General features: G+C 73.0%; 18 protein-coding genes and 1 tRNA gene. 10 read left to right on the forward strand and 9 right to left on the reverse strand.

Going from position 1 to position 17,992, the window contains the following annotated elements; translation table 11 throughout:
* Nucleotides 1-129: 129 nt before the first annotated feature.
* A tRNA-Tyr gene (locus ACFUUZ_RS02645) sits at nucleotides 130-212 on the reverse strand.
* Nucleotides 213-327: 115 nt separating this feature from the next.
* Between ACFUUZ_RS02645 and ACFUUZ_RS02650 the strand changes: the two genes are divergently transcribed.
* Complete coding sequence (locus ACFUUZ_RS02650) at nucleotides 328-819, forward strand: YajQ family cyclic di-GMP-binding protein (RefSeq protein WP_378691790.1); 492 nt, start codon at nucleotides 328-330, stop codon at nucleotides 817-819.
* On the opposite strand, the gene htpX is transcribed toward ACFUUZ_RS02650, so the two are convergent.
* Both htpX and ACFUUZ_RS02660 read right to left on the reverse strand, forming a co-directional pair.
* Nucleotides 816-1,691 (reverse strand): zinc metalloprotease HtpX, encoded by an 876-nt coding sequence (gene htpX, locus ACFUUZ_RS02655; protein ID WP_378691793.1) that lies wholly within the window; start codon nucleotides 1,689-1,691, stop codon nucleotides 816-818. The genes ACFUUZ_RS02650 and htpX overlap by 4 nt on opposite strands.
* 103 nt (nucleotides 1,692-1,794) lie before the next feature.
* Nucleotides 1,795-2,817, reverse strand: a complete 1,023-nt coding sequence (locus ACFUUZ_RS02660; protein WP_378691796.1) for a polyprenyl synthetase family protein — start codon at nucleotides 2,815-2,817, stop codon at nucleotides 1,795-1,797.
* A gap of 113 nt (nucleotides 2,818-2,930) precedes the next feature.
* Between ACFUUZ_RS02660 and ACFUUZ_RS02665 the strand changes: the two genes are divergently transcribed.
* Genes ACFUUZ_RS02665 through ACFUUZ_RS02675 form a run of 3 tightly spaced genes read left to right on the forward strand, consistent with a single transcriptional unit; the run spans nucleotide 2,931 to nucleotide 5,062 of the window.
* The gene (locus ACFUUZ_RS02665) at nucleotides 2,931-4,175 is read left to right on the forward strand and encodes a geranylgeranyl reductase family protein (protein ID WP_378691799.1); all 1,245 of its coding nucleotides are present in this window, start codon (nucleotides 2,931-2,933) and stop codon (nucleotides 4,173-4,175) included.
* A gap of 1 nt (nucleotide 4,176) precedes the next feature.
* Nucleotides 4,177-4,617: a helix-turn-helix domain-containing protein gene (locus tag ACFUUZ_RS02670; protein WP_378691802.1), complete on the forward strand. Its 441-nt coding sequence runs from the start codon at nucleotides 4,177-4,179 to the stop codon at nucleotides 4,615-4,617.
* 10 nt (nucleotides 4,618-4,627) lie between these two features.
* The gene (locus ACFUUZ_RS02675; protein WP_378691805.1) at nucleotides 4,628-5,062 is read left to right on the forward strand and encodes a VOC family protein; all 435 of its coding nucleotides are present in this window, start codon (nucleotides 4,628-4,630) and stop codon (nucleotides 5,060-5,062) included.
* 3 nt (nucleotides 5,063-5,065) lie between these two features.
* On the opposite strand, the gene ACFUUZ_RS02680 is transcribed toward ACFUUZ_RS02675, so the two are convergent.
* Entirely contained in the window at nucleotides 5,066-5,572 is a 507-nt protein-coding gene (locus ACFUUZ_RS02680) for a DUF2505 domain-containing protein (protein ID WP_378691808.1), read from the reverse strand.
* A 40-nt stretch (nucleotides 5,573-5,612) separates the two neighbouring features.
* On the opposite strand from ACFUUZ_RS02680, the gene ACFUUZ_RS02685 reads away from it, so the two are divergent.
* From ACFUUZ_RS02685 to ACFUUZ_RS02700, 4 genes are all read left to right on the forward strand, one after another.
* Entirely contained in the window at nucleotides 5,613-6,050 is a 438-nt protein-coding gene (locus ACFUUZ_RS02685; RefSeq protein ID WP_378691811.1) for a DUF3592 domain-containing protein, read from the forward strand.
* A 74-nt stretch (nucleotides 6,051-6,124) separates the two neighbouring features.
* Nucleotides 6,125-7,267, forward strand: a complete 1,143-nt coding sequence (locus ACFUUZ_RS02690) for a glycosyltransferase family 4 protein (RefSeq protein ID WP_378691814.1) — start codon at nucleotides 6,125-6,127, stop codon at nucleotides 7,265-7,267.
* A 35-nt stretch (nucleotides 7,268-7,302) separates the two neighbouring features.
* A complete protein-coding gene (locus tag ACFUUZ_RS02695; RefSeq protein WP_378691817.1) occupies nucleotides 7,303-8,016 on the forward strand; it encodes a demethylmenaquinone methyltransferase in 714 nt (237 codons plus the stop codon).
* A gap of 123 nt (nucleotides 8,017-8,139) precedes the next feature.
* A complete protein-coding gene (locus tag ACFUUZ_RS02700; protein ID WP_378691820.1) occupies nucleotides 8,140-12,384 on the forward strand; it encodes a molybdopterin-dependent oxidoreductase in 4,245 nt (1,414 codons plus the stop codon).
* Here ACFUUZ_RS02700 and ACFUUZ_RS02705 read toward each other — a convergent pair.
* Nucleotides 12,378-13,421 (reverse strand): aldo/keto reductase, encoded by a 1,044-nt coding sequence (locus ACFUUZ_RS02705; RefSeq protein WP_378691822.1) that lies wholly within the window; start codon nucleotides 13,419-13,421, stop codon nucleotides 12,378-12,380. The two genes, ACFUUZ_RS02700 and ACFUUZ_RS02705, sit on opposite strands and share 7 nt — an antisense overlap.
* 82 nt (nucleotides 13,422-13,503) lie before the next feature.
* On the opposite strand from ACFUUZ_RS02705, the gene ACFUUZ_RS02710 reads away from it, so the two are divergent.
* Nucleotides 13,504-14,109: a TetR/AcrR family transcriptional regulator C-terminal ligand-binding domain-containing protein gene (locus ACFUUZ_RS02710; RefSeq protein WP_378691825.1), complete on the forward strand. Its 606-nt coding sequence runs from the start codon at nucleotides 13,504-13,506 to the stop codon at nucleotides 14,107-14,109.
* A 29-nt stretch (nucleotides 14,110-14,138) separates the two neighbouring features.
* On the opposite strand, the gene ACFUUZ_RS02715 is transcribed toward ACFUUZ_RS02710, so the two are convergent.
* On the reverse strand, nucleotides 14,139-14,720 hold the full coding sequence (locus ACFUUZ_RS02715) for a TIGR03086 family metal-binding protein (RefSeq protein WP_378691828.1): 582 nt from the start codon (nucleotides 14,718-14,720) through the stop codon (nucleotides 14,139-14,141).
* Between the two features lie 121 nt (nucleotides 14,721-14,841).
* Between ACFUUZ_RS02715 and ACFUUZ_RS02720 the strand changes: the two genes are divergently transcribed.
* Nucleotides 14,842-15,027, forward strand: a complete 186-nt coding sequence (locus tag ACFUUZ_RS02720) for a hypothetical protein (RefSeq protein ID WP_378691830.1) — start codon at nucleotides 14,842-14,844, stop codon at nucleotides 15,025-15,027.
* A gap of 3 nt (nucleotides 15,028-15,030) precedes the next feature.
* On the opposite strand, the gene menD is transcribed toward ACFUUZ_RS02720, so the two are convergent.
* From menD to ACFUUZ_RS02735, 3 genes are all read right to left on the reverse strand, one after another.
* Complete coding sequence (gene menD, locus ACFUUZ_RS02725) at nucleotides 15,031-16,656, reverse strand: 2-succinyl-5-enolpyruvyl-6-hydroxy-3-cyclohexene-1-carboxylic-acid synthase (protein ID WP_378691833.1); 1,626 nt, start codon at nucleotides 16,654-16,656, stop codon at nucleotides 15,031-15,033.
* 107 nt (nucleotides 16,657-16,763) lie between these two features.
* Nucleotides 16,764-17,216, reverse strand: a complete 453-nt coding sequence (locus tag ACFUUZ_RS02730) for a DUF6918 family protein (protein ID WP_378691835.1) — start codon at nucleotides 17,214-17,216, stop codon at nucleotides 16,764-16,766.
* Between the two features lie 73 nt (nucleotides 17,217-17,289).
* Nucleotides 17,290-17,949: a PaaI family thioesterase gene (locus ACFUUZ_RS02735; protein WP_378691838.1), complete on the reverse strand. Its 660-nt coding sequence runs from the start codon at nucleotides 17,947-17,949 to the stop codon at nucleotides 17,290-17,292.
* Between the last annotated feature and the right edge of the window lie 43 nt (nucleotides 17,950-17,992).

The raw sequence follows: 17,992 nt of genomic DNA on the forward strand, positions 1-17,992 counted from the left end.
TGCTCCCGACTCGGTGGCTCGAAGTCTTGAACGAGGTTACACACTCCCCCGTCACGGCACCAAATCGCCTGGTCAGAGGCGGTAAACACCGAAGTCCCCGCCGACCGTGATCGACGGGGACTTCGGGGGTGGCAGATGTAGGATTCGAACCTACGTAGGCTTTCGCCGACGGATTTACAGTCCGCTCCCATTGGCCGCTCGGGCAATCTGCCGTGCGCACCGCAGTGCGTGGAGCAGAATACCGCGTGAGCCCCCCCGGATTGCAAACCGCCAGGTCACGCGCGCTAATGTGCCGGTGCATACATACCTCGGGGACAGGAGCAGAGCGTGGCCGATTCGTCGTTCGATGTCGTGAGCAAGGTCGACCGGCAGGAGGTCGACAACGCGCTGCAGCAGGCCGCGAAGGAGCTGGGCACCCGGTACGACTTCCGGGGCACCGGCGCGGCCATCGAGTGGTCCGGCGAGGACAAGGTGGTGCTCAGCGCCGATGCCGAGGAGCGGGTGCAGGCCGCGCTGGAGGTCTTCAAGGAGAAGCTGATCCGCCGGGACATCTCGCTCAAGGCGTTCGAGGCGGGCGAGCCCGCGATCTCCGGCAAGATCTACAAGATCACCGGGACGCTGGTGCAGGGCATCGACACCGAGCACGCCAAGAAGATCACCAAGAAGATCAGGGACGAGGGGCCGAAGGGCGTCAAGGCCCAGGTCCAGGGCGAGGAGCTGCGGGTGAGCAGCAAGAAGCGGGACGACCTGCAGGCCGTCATCGCGCTGCTCAAGGGTGAGGACTTCGGGATCGCGCTGCAGTTCGTGAACTACCGCTAGGGCAGCTGCCTGCCCGCCAGCTCCTCCAGTCGGGCGATCCGGTCGGCGATCGGCGGGTGCGTGGAGAAGAGCCGCGCGCCGCGCTCGCCGACCCGGAACGGGTTCGCGATCATCAGGTGCGACTGCGCGGTGAGCTGCGGCTCCGGCGGCAGCGGCGCGGCCTGGGTGCCGCGCTCCAGCTTGCGCAGCGCGGAGGCGAGCGCGAGCGGGTCGCCGGTGAGCTCGGCGCCGGACTGGTCGGCCTGGTACTCCCGCGAGCGGGAGACGGCCAGCTTGACCAGCGACGCGGCGATCGGGCCGAGCAGCGAGAGCAGCAGCACCCCGATCAGGTTCGGCCCGCCGTCCCGGTTGCCGCCGAAGATCGAGGTGATGTAGGCCAGGTTCGCCAGGCCGGAGATCACCGCGGCGAGCGCGCCCGCGACCGAGGAGATCAGGATGTCGCGGTTGTAGACGTGCGAGAGCTCGTGGCCGAGCACCGCGCGCAGCTCGCGCTCGTCCAACAGCTGCAGGATGCCGCTGGTGCAGCAGACCGCGGCGTGCCGCGGGTTGCGGCCGGTCGCGAAGGCGTTCGGGGCATTGGTGGGGCTGATGTAGAGCCGCGGCATGGGCTGGCGGGCGGTGGTCGCCAGCTCGCGGACGATCCGGTAGATGACCGGCGCCTCCAGCTCGGAGACGGGCTGGGCGTGCATGGCCTTGAGCGCCAGCCGGTCGCTGTTGAAGTAGGCGTAGGCGTTGGTACCGACGGCGATCAGGATCGCGATGACCAGGATCGTCGGATTCCGGAACAACGCGCCCGCCAGCACGATCAGGGCAGAGAGCCCGACCATGAGGCCGAAGGTCTTCAGTCCGTTCGCATAACCGTGCCCGTGCATTCCGCTCCTCGCTCCCGCCGCCCCCCTTCGCACCGTCGCTGTCGACACGACAACGAGCCGGACCCCGCGCGGAGTTCCGCGCGGGGTCCGTGGATGGGGTGATTCAGCCGACGCGCTCGATGGTGTAGCGGACCAGCTGCTCCAGCGCGTCGTTGGCCGGGCCCGCGGGCAGCGCCGCCAGTTCGGCGTAGGCCAGGTCGGCGTACTCGCGCAGCTTCTCCCCCGCCTGGACCAGGCCGCGGGAGTCGGCGAGCAGGGCGAGCGCCTCGCTCACCTCGGCATCGGTGCGCAGCGGCTCGGCGAGCAGGGTGCGCAGCCGGTCGCCGACCGGCCCCTCCTCGCGCAGCGCGTACAGCACCGGCAGGGTGTGCACGCCCTCGCGCAGGTCGGTGCCCGGCGTCTTGCCGGACTGCTCGGCGGCGGAGGAGATGTCGATGATGTCGTCGGAGATCTGGAAGGCGGTGCCGACGGCGTCGCCGAGCCGGGCCAGCCGCTCGACGTGTTCGGGATCACCGCCGGAGAAGGTGCCGCCGAACCGGCCCGCGGCGGCGATCAGCGAGCCGGTCTTCTCCCAGACCACGCGCAGGTAGTGCTCGACCGGGTCCTGCCGCTCGGTGGCGCCGATGGTCTCCCGCATCTGTCCGGTGACCAGCTCGGCGAAGGTCTCGGCGATGATCCGCACCGCGTCGGGGCCGAGTGTGGAGGTGAGCCGGGAGGCGTGCGCGAAGAGGTAGTCGCCCGCGAGGATGGCGAAGCTGTTGCCCCAGCGGGCGTTGACGCTGGGCGCGCCGCGGCGCAGCTGTGCCTCGTCCATCACATCGTCGTGGTAGAGCGTGGCCAGGTGCACCAGCTCGACCACGGTGCCCGCGGTGATCAGCTCCGGGTCGGTGGGGCGCGGGCCGAGCTGGCCGGTGAGGATCGTGAAGAGCGGGCGGAACCGCTTGCCGCCCGCCTTGGCCAGGTGCAGCGCGGCCTCCTGGAGGAAGCTCGCGCCGTCGGAGAGCTCCTCGACCAGCAGGTTCTCCACGGCGGCGAGGCCGGTGCGGACGGTGTCGGCCAGCGCCTCGTCGCCGAGTTCGACCCCGGCCACCACCGTGTTCCCCGCGCTCACAGCCGATGTACTCATCTCTTCTCCCAGCGACGCGTCCGACCCCACGGTAGAGAACCTAGCGTGTCGGCCCGCGGCCGCCCATGAACACCGTCACTTGCGCCGGGCCGGGGCCCTGCGAGGATGGAGCCATGGAAGCACCGGACGTCATCCCCGCCGCGGTCGAGGTGCTGGTGGTCGGCGCGGGCCCGGCGGGCTCCGCGGCCGCCGCCTGGGCCGCCAGGGACGGCCGTGACGTGCTGCTGATCGACGGCGCGGTCTTCCCGAGGGACAAGACCTGCGGCGACGGCCTCACCCCGCGCGCCACCGCCGAGCTGGAGCACCTCGGGCTCGGGCCGTGGCTGCGCGCGCACACCGTCAACCACGGTTTGCGGATGACCGGGTTCGGCCGGGAGGAGCTGCTGCCGTGGCCGGGCGGGTCGTTCCCGACCTACGGCAGCGCGGTGCCGCGCACCGAGCTCGACGACACGCTGCGGCAGACCGCGGTGAAGTCGGGGGCGCGGATGCTGGACGGCACCAAGGCCGTGGAGGTGCTGCGCGAGGGCGGGCGGGTCACCGGTGTCACGGTGAAGTCCGGTTCCGGCACGCACACCATCGGCTGCCGGACGCTGGTGGTGGCCGACGGGGTGCGCTCGCCGATCGGCAAGCAGCTGGGCCGCAGCTGGCACCGGCGCTTCGCCTACGGCACCGCGGCGCGCGCCTACATCCGCTCGGCGCGCAGCGACGACCAGTGGATCACCTCGCACCTGGAGCTGCGCAATGCCGACGGCGCGCTGGTGCCCGGGTACGGCTGGATCTTCCCGCTCGGCAACGGCGAGGTGAATATCGGCGTCGGCTCGCTGGCCACCGAGCGCAGGCCCGCGCACGTCGCGCTGAAACCGCTGCTCGAGCACTACACCGCGCTGCGCGGGGACGAGTGGGAGTTTTCCGGGGAGCTGCGCGCGGTGGCATCGGCGCTGCTGCCGATGGGCGGCGCGGTCTCGAACGTCGCAGGGCCGAACTGGGCTCTTGTCGGCGACGCCGCCGGCTGCGTGAACCCGCTGAACGGCGAGGGCATCGACTACAGCCTCGAGGGCGGGCACATGCTGGCCGCGCTGCTGGACGAGCCCGACCTGAGCGCGGTCTGGCCGGAGCTGCTGCGCGCCCGCTACGGCCGCACCTTCTCGGTGGCGAGGCGGATCGCGGGCATGGCGACGCACCCGAGGATGGTGCCGCTCGGCGGGCCGCCGCTCATGCGCTCGCCGCTGCTGCGCCGCACCGCGGTGCGGGTGATGGGCAATCTGGTGACCGATGCGGACGTCGACCTCACCGCCCGGCTGTGGCGCACGGCGGGGCGTGCCTCGATGCGCGCCGACGACCTCGTCCCGTTCGGCTGAGATGGCAGCGCGGCCGCCGCTCGAGCTGCTCCCGCACCTGCGCCGCGCCCGCGACCTGGTCGACCGGCGCTACGCCGAGCCGCTGGACCTGACCACGCTGGCCGCGGCGGCGGGCATCTCCAAGTTCCACTTCCTGCGCGCCTTCGCGGCGGTGTACGGCCGGACCCCGGCGGCGTACCTGACCGAGCGCAGGATCGAGCGGGCGCAGGACCTGCTGCGCGCGACCAACCTCACGGTGACCGAGGTGTGCATGCTGGTCGGCTACAGCAGCCTCGGCTCGTTCAGCAGCCGGTTCCGCGCGCTGGTCGGGGTGGCGCCCTCGGACTACCAGGCGAAGTTCGCGGACGGGGCGCCGCGCATCCCCGGCTGCTACGTCTTCATGCACGGGCTCTCCGACAGGTCAGCAATTCCGGAGAAGCGCGGGCGGGCCGCGGGCTCCTAGCCTCGGTGCCATGACGATCACCAACGTTTCCCTGGTCACCGTGTACGTCACCGACCAGGAGGCCGCCAAGCAGTGGTATCTGGAGAAGCTCGGCTTCGTCGAGGCCACCGACATCAGCATGGGTGAGAACGGCTTCCGCTGGGTCACCATCGTGCACCCCGACCACCCGGAGCTGGAGATCACGCTCATGGTGCCGGGCCCGCCGCTCGACGCGGAGCTGGCCGAGGCGATTCGCCGGGCGCTCGCCAACGGCACGCACGGGGCGCTCGGCCTGCGGACCGACGACTGCCAGAAGACCTTCGAGGAGCTCACCGCGAAGGGCGTGGAGTTCGTGCAGCCGCCTGCCGAGCGGCCCTACGGCACCGAAGCCGTCATGCGGGACAACTCCGGCAACTGGCTGGTGCTGGTGGAGCGAAAGGAGTTCACCCCCGCCGATTTCGCCTGAGCCTCACCCCTCGGGGTGCTCGGCGAGCCAGCCCGCGAAGAACTCGCGCTCGTTCTGCACCACGCGCTGGTGCAGTTGCTCGACCATGCGCTCCAGCGCGCCGCCGACCATCGGGACCTCGAAGGTGGCCTTGCCGTTGATCTCCAGCACGGCGCCGTCGGCGGCGGGGCGGAGCAGGTAGTCACCGGCGAGCTCGCCGCGCACCCCGGTGGTGGCGGCGGTGAACGAACCGGTGGCGCGCTCGCCGTCCAGCCGGTGCCAGGTGTCGGTGCGCTCCAGGGTGAACTCGCGGCCGAGCACCGAGCGGACCACCTTGGGCACGGCGTCGCCGCCGACCTTCTCGGCCATGTGGATGCGGATGCTGCCCTCGCCCTCCGGGTGCGCGAGGTCGTAGTTCGCCGATTTAGCCTCGGCGAAGCGCGCTCGCCAGGCCTCGGGGTTGGTGTATGCCCGGTGAAGCGAGGTCACCGGGGCGGAATAGGGCACGGTGAAGCTATAGGTGCGGGACATGGGCGCACACGCTAGCGGACCCGTCCACTAACCTGGCCCGGTGTCGGAAACCAGCCCCCGCGTGGCGCGTCCGAGTCCGCTGGGGCGCGGCGGGCTGACGGTGCTCGTCGTGGCCGCCGCGATCAGCGTGCTCATGGTGCTGCTCGTGCTCGCCGCCTTCCGGAACGACTACCTGATCAGCTCGGATCGCGGCGTGACCACGGCCGAGGTGCTCTCCGCGGGCAGGCTGCGCTCGGCCGTCATGTACGTGACGCCGGACGGGGTGACGCACAACCCCAAGGTCGGGGTGCTGTACCCGACCAACCTGACCGCGGGGCAGAACATCAATGTGGAGTACAACCGGGCCGACCCGGACCTGGTGCGGGTGGCGGGGCGCGACGCCACGGTGGCGATCATCCCGGCGGGGTCGGTGATCGTGGTCGTCTGGCTGATCGCGCTGCCGCTGCTGTGGTACCTGCGGCGGCGCGGCGGGAACTGAGCGTTCGCCCGAACTTCGCGCGCCCTTCACGCAGCCGTGGGGCCGCCTGCCACCGGTCCTGCGACGCTGGACGGGTGCGCGTAGCCATCGTCGCGGAGTCGTTCACGCCGAACATGAACGGTGTCACCAACTCCGTCCTCCGGGTGCTGGACCATCTGGACCGGCTCGGCCACGATGCGATCGTGGTCGCGCCGGACACGGTGCGCGGCCTTCCCCCCGCACCGGACCGGCACGGCAGGTTCCGGGTGCACCGGGTGCCCGCGGTCATGGTGCCGAAGATCAGCTCGCTGCCGGTCGGGCTGCCGCAGCCGGGGATCACCGCGGCCATCGCCGCCTTCGACGCCGACGTGGTGCACCTGGCCTCGCCCTTCCTGCTCGGCGCCGGCGGGCTCGGGGCGGCGCTGCGGCTGGATCTGCCGAGCGTCGCCGTCTACCAGACCGATGTCGCGGGCTTCGCCAAGAGCTACGGGCTGAGCCTGGCCGCCAGGGCCGCCTGGGGCTGGACCCGGCGCATCCACGAGGGCGCCACCCGCACGCTCGCCCCCTCCAGCGCGGCCGCCGCCGACCTCGCCGCGCACAGCATCCCGCGGGTGCACCGCTGGGGCCGAGGCGTCGACATCGCCCGCTTCGCGCCCTCGCGGCGGAGCCGGGAGCTGCGCGAGCGCTGGCTGGGCGGCGCCGACCGGATGCTGGTCGGCTTCGTCGGCAGGCTGGCGCCGGAGAAGCACGTCGACCGGCTCGCCGTGCTCGCGGGCGACCCGGACGTGCAGCTGGTGATCGTCGGCGACGGCCCGGAGCGGCGCGGCCTCGCCGCGCTGCTGCCCGGCGCGGTCTTCACCGGCGAGCTGGGCGGGCTGGAGCTGGCCGCGGCGTACGCGAGCCTGGACGTCATGGTGCACCCGGGCGAGCACGAGACCTTCTGCCAGGGCGTGCAGGAGGCGCTGGCCGCGGGCACCCCGGTGATCGGCCCGGACGCGGGCGGCCCGCGCGACCTCGTCGCGCACTGCCGCAACGGCTACCTGCTCCCGGTCGAGCGCTTCGAAGAGCTGCTGCCGAGCGCGGTCGCCGCGCTGCGCGACCGGGAGCTGCGCACCCGGTACGCCACCGCGGCCCGCAAGTCGGTGCTGCACCGCACCTGGCCCGCGATCTGCGACGAGCTCATGGGCCACTACGCCGCGGTGACCGGCTGGACGGAACGCACGTCACACACGGCCTGAAGGGTGAAACACCGGTGACCGGATAGGGTCGCGGTGTGGCGAAAACAGGACAGCGCGAATCCATCCGGGCCTCGCTGGAGAAGCGGCCGGACGAGGTCGCGTCGATGTTCGACGGGGTCGCGAAGCGGTACGACCTCACCAATACCGTGATCTCCGGCGGGCAGGACCGGTACTGGCGCTGGGCGACCAGGCGCGCGCTCGACCCGCGCCCCGGCGAGCGCGTGCTCGACCTGGCCGCGGGCACCGGGGTCTCCACGGTGGAGCTGCGCCGCTCCGGCGCCTGGTGCGTCGCCACCGACTTCTCCCAGGGCATGCTGGCCGCCGGGCGCGGCAGGCAGGTGCCGATGGTGGCGGGCGACGCCATGGCGCTGCCCTTCGCCGACGGCTCCTTCGACGCCGTGACCATCTCCTTCGGGCTGCGCAACGTCGCCGACATCGACCTGGCCATGCGCGAGATGCTGCGGGTCACCAAGCCCGGCGGGCGGCTGGTCATCTGCGAGTTCTCCACGCCGGTGTTCGGGCCGTTCCGCACCGTCTACATGGAGTACCTGATGAAGGCGCTGCCCCGGGTGGCGCGCGCGGTGAGCAGCAACCCGGACGCCTACGTCTACCTGGCCGAGTCCATCCGGGCCTGGCCGACCCAGCGGCAGCTGGCCCGGCGGGTCACCGAGGCGGGCTGGTCCACGGTGAAGTGGCGCAACCTGAGCGGCGGCGCCGTCGCGCTGCACCGCGGCTTCAACCTCGGCTGATTCCGGACATTTTATGACCCGCACCACAGCTCACCGGGAAGAAATCCGCCGGTGAGGCGGAATGTCACCTGACGATAACGTCGGGTAAAAACCGCGCAACCGCGCCGCAGCACCATGGGATCCATGCGGGAAGCGGACACGGTACGCACACAGTGCTCGTACTGCGGTGTCGGCTGCGGCATCACCGTGGCGACCGGGGTCGAGCGCGGCATCCCGGTGATCGCGAAGGTTGCCGGGGACAAGCTGCACCCGGCGAACGCGGGCAGGCTCTGCACCAAGGGCGCGACGCACGCCGAGCTCATGCGGGCGGACGGGCGGATGGCGACCGCGCTGCGGCGCCCGGCCAGGGACCGCGCGCCGGAGCCGGTGCCGGTGGACGAGGCCGTCGCCGAGGCCGCCGCGCGGCTGCGCGCCATCCTGGACGAGCACGGCCCGGACGCCGTCGCGCTGTACGTCTCCGGGCAGATGTCGCTGGAGGCGCAGTACCTGGCCACCAAGCTGGCCAAGGGGTACCTGCGCACGGTGCACATCGAGGCCAACTCCCGGCTGTGCATGGCCAGCGCGGGCACCGGCTACAAGCAGTCGCTCGGCGCCGACGGCCCGCCCGGCTCCTACGACGACATCGACGCCGCCGACCTGTTCTTCGTGATCGGCGCCAATACCGCCGACTGCCACCCGATCGTGCACCTGCGGATGGCGGACCGGCTCAAGGCCGGTGCCAGGCTGATCGTGGTCGACCCGCGGCGCACCGAGACCGCCGACCGCGCCGACCTCTTCCTACAGATCGCGCCCGGCACCGACCTGGCGCTGCTGAACGGCCTGCTGCACCTGCTGGTCGCCGACGGCGCGATCGACACCGAGTTCATCGCCGAGCACACCGAGGGCTGGGAAACGATGCCGGAGTTCCTGGCGGACTACCCGCCGGAGCGGGTCGCCGAGCTCACCGGGCTGGCCGAGCCGGACATCCGCACCGCGGCGCGCTGGATCGCCGAGGCAGGCGAGTGGATGTCGCTGTGGACGATGGGGCTGAACCAGTCGACGCACGGCACCTGGAACACCAATGCCGTGGTCAACCTGCACCTGGCCACCGGCGCGATCTGCCGCCCCGGCAGCGGGCCGTTCTCGCTCACCGGCCAGCCGAACGCCATGGGCGGCCGGGAGATGGGGTACATGGGGCCGGGGCTGCCCGGCCAGCGCAGCCTGCTCTCCCCCGCCGACCGCGGCTTCGTGGAGACGGCGTGGGGCCTTGCGCCCGGCACCATCAGGGACGAGGCCGGGCCGGGCACCATCGAGATGTTCCGCGAGCTGAGCGCGGGCCGGATCCGGGCGGCCTGGATCATCTGCACCAACCCGGTGGCGACGGTCGCCAACCGGACCACCGTGATCGCCGGACTCGAGGCCGCCGACCTGGTGATCACCCAGGACGCCTACACCGACACCGCCACCAACACCTACGCCGACATCATGCTGCCCGCCACGCTCTGGGCCGAGGCGGAGGGCACCATGGTGAACTCCGAGCGCACGGTGACGCTGCTGCGGCAGGCGGTCCCGCCGCGCGGCGACGCCAGGCCGGACTGGCTGCTGATCGCGCAGGTTGCGCGGGCCATGGGCTTCGCGGGGTTCGAGTTCGAATCGGCCGCCGAGGTCTTCGCCGAGCTCACCGCCTTCGCCAACCCGGCCACCGGCTACGACCTGCGCGGCATGAGCCACGAGGCGCTGCGGGCCGGGCCGCTGCAGTGGCCGTGCCCGGACCCGGAGCGGCCGCGCAACCCGATCCGGTACCTCAACGACGGCGTGAGCCAGACCCTGTTCACCGCCGCCGACGGCAGCACCCCGCGGCTGGCCTTCGCCACCCCGAGCAGGCGCGCGGTGTTCTTCGCCCGGCCGCACCTGCCGCCGCGGGAGATGCCCGACGACGACCACCCGTTCCTGCTGAACACCGGCCGGTTGCAGCACCAGTGGCACACCATGACCAAGACCGGCCGGGTCGACAAGCTGACCAGGCTCACCGGCGAGCCGTTCCTGGAGATCTGCCCGGCCGACGCGGAGCGGCTGGAGATCCGGCCCGGCGACCGGATCGAGATCACCTCGCGGCGGGGTCGGGCGGTGCTGCCCGCGCGGATCTCGGACCGGGTGCGGCCCGGCGACTGCTTCGCGCCGTTCCACTGGAACGACGAGCATGGCGAGTACCTGACCATCAACGCCGTCACCAGCGACGCGGTCGACCCGGCGTCGCTGCAGCCGGAGTTCAAGGCCTGCGCGGTGGCGCTGCGCCGGGTGCCCGCCGCGCCGCGGCCCGCCCCGCAGCCCGCCCCCGAGCCGCACCCGCTGGCCGCCGTGCTCGGGTTGGCGGGCACCGCGCCGACGCTGAGCGAGGCCGAGCGGATCTACCTCTCCGGCTACCTCGCGGCGCTGCAGTCGCTACCGGTGACCGGGCAGCCGGTGCTGCCGGAGACCGCGCCGATCTCGCCGGGCAGCCGGATGTGGGTCGACGGGCTGCTGGCCGGGATGTACTCGCGGGCGGGCGCCTCCGCCGACGCGGCGCAGGCACGTGCGGTCACGGTGCTGTGGGCGTCGCAGACCGGCACCGCCGAGGAGCTGGCCGCCGATGCCGCGATGCGCCTCACCGCGGCAGGGTTCACGCCGCGGCTGCGCGACATGGACGCCTGCGACCCGGCCGAGCTCGACGGCGACGTCCTGGTGGTGAGCAGCACCTTCGGCGACGGCGGGCCGCCGGACAACGGCCGCGACTTCTGGGAGCGGCTGGCCGAGCACCCCGGCCGGTTCGGCGGGGTGCGGTACGCGGTCTTCGCGCTCGGCGACTCCGCCTACGACGACTTCTGCGGGCACGGGCGGAAGCTGGACGAGGCCTTCGCCGCCCGTGGGGCGCGGCGGCTGCTGGCCAGGGTGGACAGCGAGCCGGATTACGCCGAGGCGGCGGACGGGTGGTTCGCGGCGGTGCTCACGGCGCTCGGGGAGAGTGGGTCGAGTGGTCCGGGCAGCCCCGAAGTGGGCGCCGAGCCCGGCGCGGGCTTCGGTACGGGCGGGCCGGGCTTCGGCTTCGGCCCGGGCGGCGCGGACGGCATCGGCGTCGGCCCGGGCGCCGGCTTCGGTGGGGATGGCGTCGGTGCGGGTAGCTCGGGCGCGGGCGGTGCCGGAGCGGCCGGTCTCGGCGCGGCGGGCACCCGCGGGAACCCCGTTGGCTCGGGCGCCCCGGCGCGCGGCGGGACTGCGACGGCGGTGCGCCCGGAGCGCAGGCGCGCCGCCAGGTTCACCAGGAACGCGCCGGTCCGCGCCCCGCTGGTGCGCAACGACGTGCTCTCCGTCGGCAGCGCGAAGGAGGTCCGCCGCTTCGGCTTCGACCTGCGCGACCTGGACGTCCGCTACGAGGTCGGCGACGCGCTCGGCGTCTGGCCGCGCAACGGCGACGCGCTGGTGGCCGAGTGGCTCGCCGCCACCGGCCTGGACGGCACCCGCGCGGTCGAGGTGGACGGCGCCGACCTGCCGCTGGCCGAGGCGCTCGCCACCCGCTACGACATCACCGGGGTCAGCAACGACCTGCTCGGCTTCGTCGCCGAACACCACCCCGGCAACAACCAGCTGGCCAAGCTGCTGCGCCGGGACAACCGCAACGAACTCGACGGCTACCTCTGGGACAAGCAGGCGGTGGACGTGCTGCGCGACTTCCCGGTCCGCGCCGACCTGGTGGAGTGGCTCGGCGCGCTGAAGAAGCTGCAGCCGCGGCAGTACTCGATCTCCTCCAGCCCGCGGGTGAGCCCGCACGAGGTCGAGCTCACCGTCGGCGTCGTCCGGTACGCCGAGCGCGGCGGCGTCTGCTCCACCTTCCTGGCCGACCGGGCGGGCACCGAGGTGCCGATCTTCCTGCAGCGCTCCCCGCACTTCCGCCCGCCGCTGGACCAGACCGCCCCGATGATCATGGTCGGCCCCGGCACCGGCATCGCCCCGTTCCGCGGCTTCCTGCACGAGCGCCGCGCGCTCGGCGCCACCGGCCGCAACTGGCTCTTCTTCGGCGACCAGCACGCGGCGCAGCACTTCTACTACCGCGCCGAGCTGGAGGACATGTTCCGCTCCGGCTTCCTCACCCGGCTCGACCTCGCCTTCTCCCGGGACCAGCGGGAGCGGGTCTACGTGCAGCACCGGATGATCGAGCACGGCGCCGAGCTGTGGTCCTGGCTGCGCGACGGCGCGCACTTCTACGTCTGCGGGGACGCCGCCAGGATGGCCACCGACGTCGACGAGGCGCTGCTCACCATCGCCAGGGTGCACGGCAAGCTGGACGACGAGGGCGCCCGCGCCTTCCGCAAGCAGCTGGTCGCGGAGAAGCGCTACGTCCGCGACGTCTACTGAGCGCCGACCAGCGGCGGATCGAGCCGGGCGAAGTCCGGGAGCCGGTGGTAGGGGTAGCGCGGGTACGGCGGGGTGGTCGCGCTCGCGGCGTCCAGCCGGGTGAGCTGCTCGGGTGTCAGGCCCACCTCGAGCGCGCCGAGATTCTGCCGCAGCTGCTCCTCGTTCCGGGCGCCGACGATCACGCTGGTCACCGTCGGCCGGGTGAGCAGCCAGGCCAGGGCGAGCTGCGGGACGGCGTGGCCGGTCTCGGCGGCGAGCTCATCCAGCACGTCGACCACCCGGTACAGCAGCTCGTCGGCGACCGGCGGGCCCGCGGCGGCGGTGGCGTGCAGCCTGCTGCCCGGCGGCAGCGGGGCGCCGCGGCGGATGTGCCCGGTGAGCCGACCCCAGCCCAGCGGTGACCAGACCAGCGCGCCGACGCCCTGGTCTCGACCGAGCGGCATGAGTTCCCACTCGTAGTCCCGCCCGACCAGCGAGTAGTAGACCTGGTGCGCGACGTAGCGGGTGCGGCCGTCCCGGTCGGCGGCGGCGAGCGACTTCATGAGCTGCCAGCCCGCGAAGTTGGAGGCGCCGAGGTAGCGGATCTTGCCCGCGCTGACCAGGTCGTCCAGAGCCGCGAGGGTCTCCTCGACCGGGGTCTGCGCGTCGAAGGCATGCAGCTGGAACAGGTCGATGTGGTCGGTGCCGAGCCTGCGCAGCGCCGCCTCGACCGCACGCACCAGCCGAGCGCGACCGGCGCCTGCCTGGTCCGGGCCCGGCCCGGTCGGAAGCCCGGCCTTGGTGCTCAGCAGCACCCGATCGCGGCGGCCGCGGATCGCCGCGCCGAGCACCTCCTCGGAGGCGCCGTCGGAGTAGACGTCGGCGGTGTCGAAGAGCGTGACGCCCGCCTCCAGGCAGATGTCGACCAGCCTGCGGGCGGCGGCGACGTCGGTGTCGCCCCAGGCGCCGAAGAGTTCACCGCGGCCGCCGAAGGTGCCTGCGCCGAAGCCGAGCACGGGCAGCACGAGACCGGAGGCGCCGGATCGCCGATACTCCATGACCACTCCTAAAGGGTCTATAGTTCCGTTAACTCGTTCGACGGTACGCCCTCGTGGCGATAAATGAAACTGGAGACCCATTATGAGCTCCGACCCGGGGTCGGTCCGGCCCGGCGGGCGCACCGCCAGGGTGCGCGCCGCGGTGCTGCGGGCCGCGGGCGACCTGCTGGCCGAGCGCGGTTTCGGCGCGCTGGACCTCACCGAGGTGGCGACATCGGCCGAGGTCGGGAAGACCACGGTGTACCGGCGCTGGGGCACGCCCGCCGGGCTGGTGACCGATCTGCTGGTGGCCATGGCGGAGGAGTCGGTGCCGCGGGCCGACACCGGGACCCTGCGCGGTGACCTGCTCGCCAATGCCCGGCTGGTGCTCGGCACGCTCACCGACGCCAGGCAGGGGCGGCTGTTCCGCGCGGTCATCGCGGCGGGCGCCACCGACCCTGCCACCGCGGTCGCGCTGCACCGCTTCTACGACGTGCGGCTCGCCGAGTGGGCGCCCTGCGTCACCGACGGGATCGCGCGCGGCGAGGCGCCGGTCGGCACCGACCCCCGCGCGGTGCTCACCGCGGTGTCGGCGCCGCTCTACTACCGGCTGTTGATCAGCGGAGATCCCTTGGATGATGCGGCTGCGGTCGGCGCCACCGAAGCGGCACTGGACGCCGTCGCCGCGGGCCGCTTCGCCCCACCATGACGAGCGCGAGCGGCGCACACAGCCCGGGGTCAGGCTGTCCAGTCCGCCCGGCGCCCCGTGCGGGCGAGCACCCGGTCGAGGCGGGAGGCGCCGGGGGCGACCGGCTGGACCGGGCCGAAGAGCCCCGGCGTCCCCTCGTCCGGCACCTCGGCGAGGAACCCCTCCAGCACCTCGAGCTCGTCGGGCGTGATGTCGAAGGGCAGCCCGGTGGCGCGGGCCAGGTCCCAGCCGTGGATGACCAGCTCGTCCAGCGCCACCGCCGCCATGGCGGGCGCGGGCGCGGTAACCCCGCCCGCCTCGGTTTCCCCCGCCCAGGCGTCGGGCTCGCGCCACGCGTCGACCAGCGCGTCCAACCGGGCGGGGATGAGCGTGCGCCAGTCCGCGGGCAGCTCGCTCGCCGCCACCTCGGGCGGCCGCGAGCCACTGACCTCCTTGGTCGCGGCCTGCCGGAACGCCTCGGTGAGCCCGGCGACGTGTCCGAGCAGCGCGGCGACCGACACGTCGGGACACGGGGTCCGCGCGGCGAGCTGGTCGTCGCCGATCCCGGCGACCAGGGCGGCCATCCGGTCGGCGGCGACGGCGAAGTCGAAGGCGGGGGCGGCAGTGGTCACGGCGGATCTCCTGTCCTCGGAACGGCTCTCACCCGTACCGACGGTGCGGACCGCCCGGATTCATCGCCGCGCGGCGGGTATACCGGTTGCGGACGAGAACCCCCGCGGAGAGGAGCGCACGATGGTCGATCGCAGCACACCCGCCACGTTCGAGGTGTCCGAGGCCGATCTGGTCGAGCAGTCCCGCCCGGTCGACCCGGACGATGTCGCGCCGCGGCCCGATGTCCCCGGCGACCTGTGGAGCGCCGACCCCGCCGACGTGGCGGAGCAGCGCATCGAGGTCCCGCTCGACGACGAGCGGGAGTGACGCTCAGCTGATGGCGGCGCGCACCGAGGCGTGCAGTTCGCGCAGCCCGGAGCGCTCGGTCGCCACCTCCAGCACCCGCACCCCGTGCGCGTTGCCGGTGAGCGCCGCCGCCAGCTCGGCGGTGTCCACCTGCCGGTGCGGGATGCGGTAGGCGGCGCAGAGCGCGGCCAGGTCCATGCCGTGCGGGGTGCCGAAGACCCGCTCGAAGACCCCCGCGTACTGCGGATCGCCCTGCTCGAGCAGCTCGAAGATGCCGCCGCCGTCGTCATTGGCGACCACGATGGTGAGGTCGTCCGGGCGCGGCTCGCCGGGGCCGATGAGCAGCCCGGAGGCGTCGTGCAGGAAGGTCAGGTCGCCGATCAGGGCGAAGGTGCGGCCGTCGTGCCGCATGGCGGCGCCGAGCGCGGTGGAGACGGTGCCGTCGATCCCGGCGACGCCGCGGTTGGAGACCACGGTGACGCCGGGCCGCGGCGCGGAGACCAGCGCGGTGTCCCGGACCGGGTTGGAGGCGCCGAGCAGCAGCTGGTCGCCCGCGCGCAGCGCGTCGGCGACGACCGCGGCCACGTGCAGCCCGGTCGGCTTGGGGTGCACGGCCAGCTCGTCCCGGACGGCGCCGTGCGCGCGCTCGTTCAGGTCGTGGCAGCGGGCCAGCCAGGCCGGGTCCGGCGCGCCGGAGACGACGGCCCTGGTCCCGGTGCCGACCACATTGCCGGAGACATCCGGCCAGCGCGGGCCGGTGGTCAGCGCGTAGACAGTGACCTCGGGGTCGGCGAGCAGCCTGGCGACCGGGCGGTGCAGGGTCGGGCGGCCGGTGATGATGGCCTGCTTCGGCCGCAGCAGCGGCAGCGCCAGCGGGTGCAGCGCCGGGCCGTGCAGCGGCGCGGTCGGCTCGGCGACGGTGGGCAGCGCGGCCAGCTCGGGCCTGAGCCCGGCGCCGTGCCCGGAGACCACCACGGTGTCCGGGGTGAGGTCGATGGCGAGCGGGACGTCGAGGGTGGCGTTCTCGGTCCTGGTCCACGGCGCGCCGCCCGCACGGCCGGGCGGGATCTCGGCGGCGTTCGGGTCCGGGACCAGTGGCTCGCGCAGCGGGATGTCGAAGTGCACCGGCCCGGCATTGCCGGAGCGGGTGCCGCGCGCGGCGGCGAGCACCCGGCAGACCGCCGAGCGCCACACGCTGTTCTGCCGCGAGTAGCGGGAATCGTCCTCCAGCTCGGCGAGCCCGAGGCTGATCGTCGCGCGCACCTGGCTGCCGAACAGCCCGAGCTGCTCGACCGTCTGGTTGGCGCCGGTGCCGAGCATCTCGTAGGGCCGGTTGGCGCTGAGCACCACCAGCGGCACCCTGGCGTAGTTGGCCTCCAGCACGGCGGGGCCGAGGTTGGCGACGGCGGTGCCCGAAGTCATCACCACCGGGACCGGGGCGCGGCCGGAGAGGGTGAGCCCCACCGCGAGGAACCCCGCGGTGCGCTCATCGATGCGCATGTGCAGCCGGAGCCGCCCGGCGGCATCCGCGGCCTGCAGTGCGAAGGCCAGCGGAGCATTGCGGGAACCGGGGCACAGGACCACGTCCCGCACCCCGCCGCGCACCAGTTCGTCGACGACGACCTGCGCCTGCGCTGTTGACGGGTTCACGCCTCCAGACTTCCAGACGCGAGCCGCTGCCGCCGCGTCGCCCTGCTCACAGCGCGGGCGGGATACAGCTCGCGCCGCCGGCGACAGCGACGGCGGCGCGAGAGGAATCAGGCGGTCGCGTGCCGCTGGACCAGCGCGCCCACCCGGGGCAGCGCCTCGACCACGTTCTTCTTGGCCGAGGAGCGCAGCGAGGAGTAGACCTTCTGCAGCGCCGGACGGGTCGAGGACTCGGCCCGCTCGTCGGTCACCTTCAGCAGCGCCTCGGCGACCTCATCGGACTTGGCGACCAGCAGATCGGCGAAGTTGCCGGTGCTGCCGGACGCGGTGTATTCCTGCCAGTAGGGCTCCAGCTGGGCCACCAGGCGGGGAGCCAGGGACTCCAGGGCGTCGGGGACGATGGACGGGCCGATCTTCTTGACCGCCGCGTAGCCACCCTTCACCGCCAGGCCGGACGCACCACCCTTGTCCGAGACCTCGGCATCCAGGACCTCGACAGCGTCGGCAAGGAAGGCCGGCCGCTTGGCATCGTCGAGCAGGGATTCAGACAGTGCTGCAACCACTTTCAGGTTCCTCCGGATCGGTTCGTTGTACAAGCACGCGCCACTATACGCACCGGCGCCCGCATCCACCCGGCTACGGCTGCCCGGGCAGCAGTTGAATCATCAATCCTTCGGCGTCAGCGAGGACTTCGCCCAGGTCATCGCGGAGCTCCGCGGTGACGAACGTTTTCCGTCCCGCGACCCGATCGACCCGTCCGCGAACGACCAGCGTCTGCTCCAGCGGGGTTACCTTCCGGTAGTTGACGTGGAGGTAGGCGGTCCGGCTGATCGGCCTGCCCGCGTAGTGCAGCACCGAGCCGAAGAGCTCGTCGAAGAGCAGCGGGAGCACCCCGCCGTGCGCGGCGCCGTTGCCGCCGAGGTGGAAGCGGCGGAAAACGCCCGTCATGGCGATGCCGTCCGGGCCGGCCTCGACCGTCCGCCACGGGAGCAGCAGCAGGCTGCCGCGGCCGGGCAGCTCCACCGCGCGGCCCGCCGGGCCCTGCAGCTCCGGCGCCCGGTGCGGCTCCAGCAGGTCGGCGAGCTGCTCGACCAGCGCCGCCGCCGCGGCGTACACCTCGTCCGGCGCGTCGACGCTCACCGCGAGATCCTGCACCCGGCGCACGGCCTCGACGAACGGCCCGAAGCTCGGCCCGACCGGCTCCCGCGACACCTTCGGGAAGAACCGCGCGTGCTGCTCGTACCGGTCCGGATCGATGGCGCTCCGGTCGATAACAGGTTCTATTTTCTCGCTCATCCCTGCACGGTATACACCGTCCGAACGGGGGCGCCCCCGGCCC

The sequence above is a fragment of the Nocardia sp. NPDC057353 genome (assembly GCF_042667085.1).
Taxonomy (GTDB): Bacteria; Actinomycetota; Actinomycetes; order Mycobacteriales; family Mycobacteriaceae; genus Nocardia.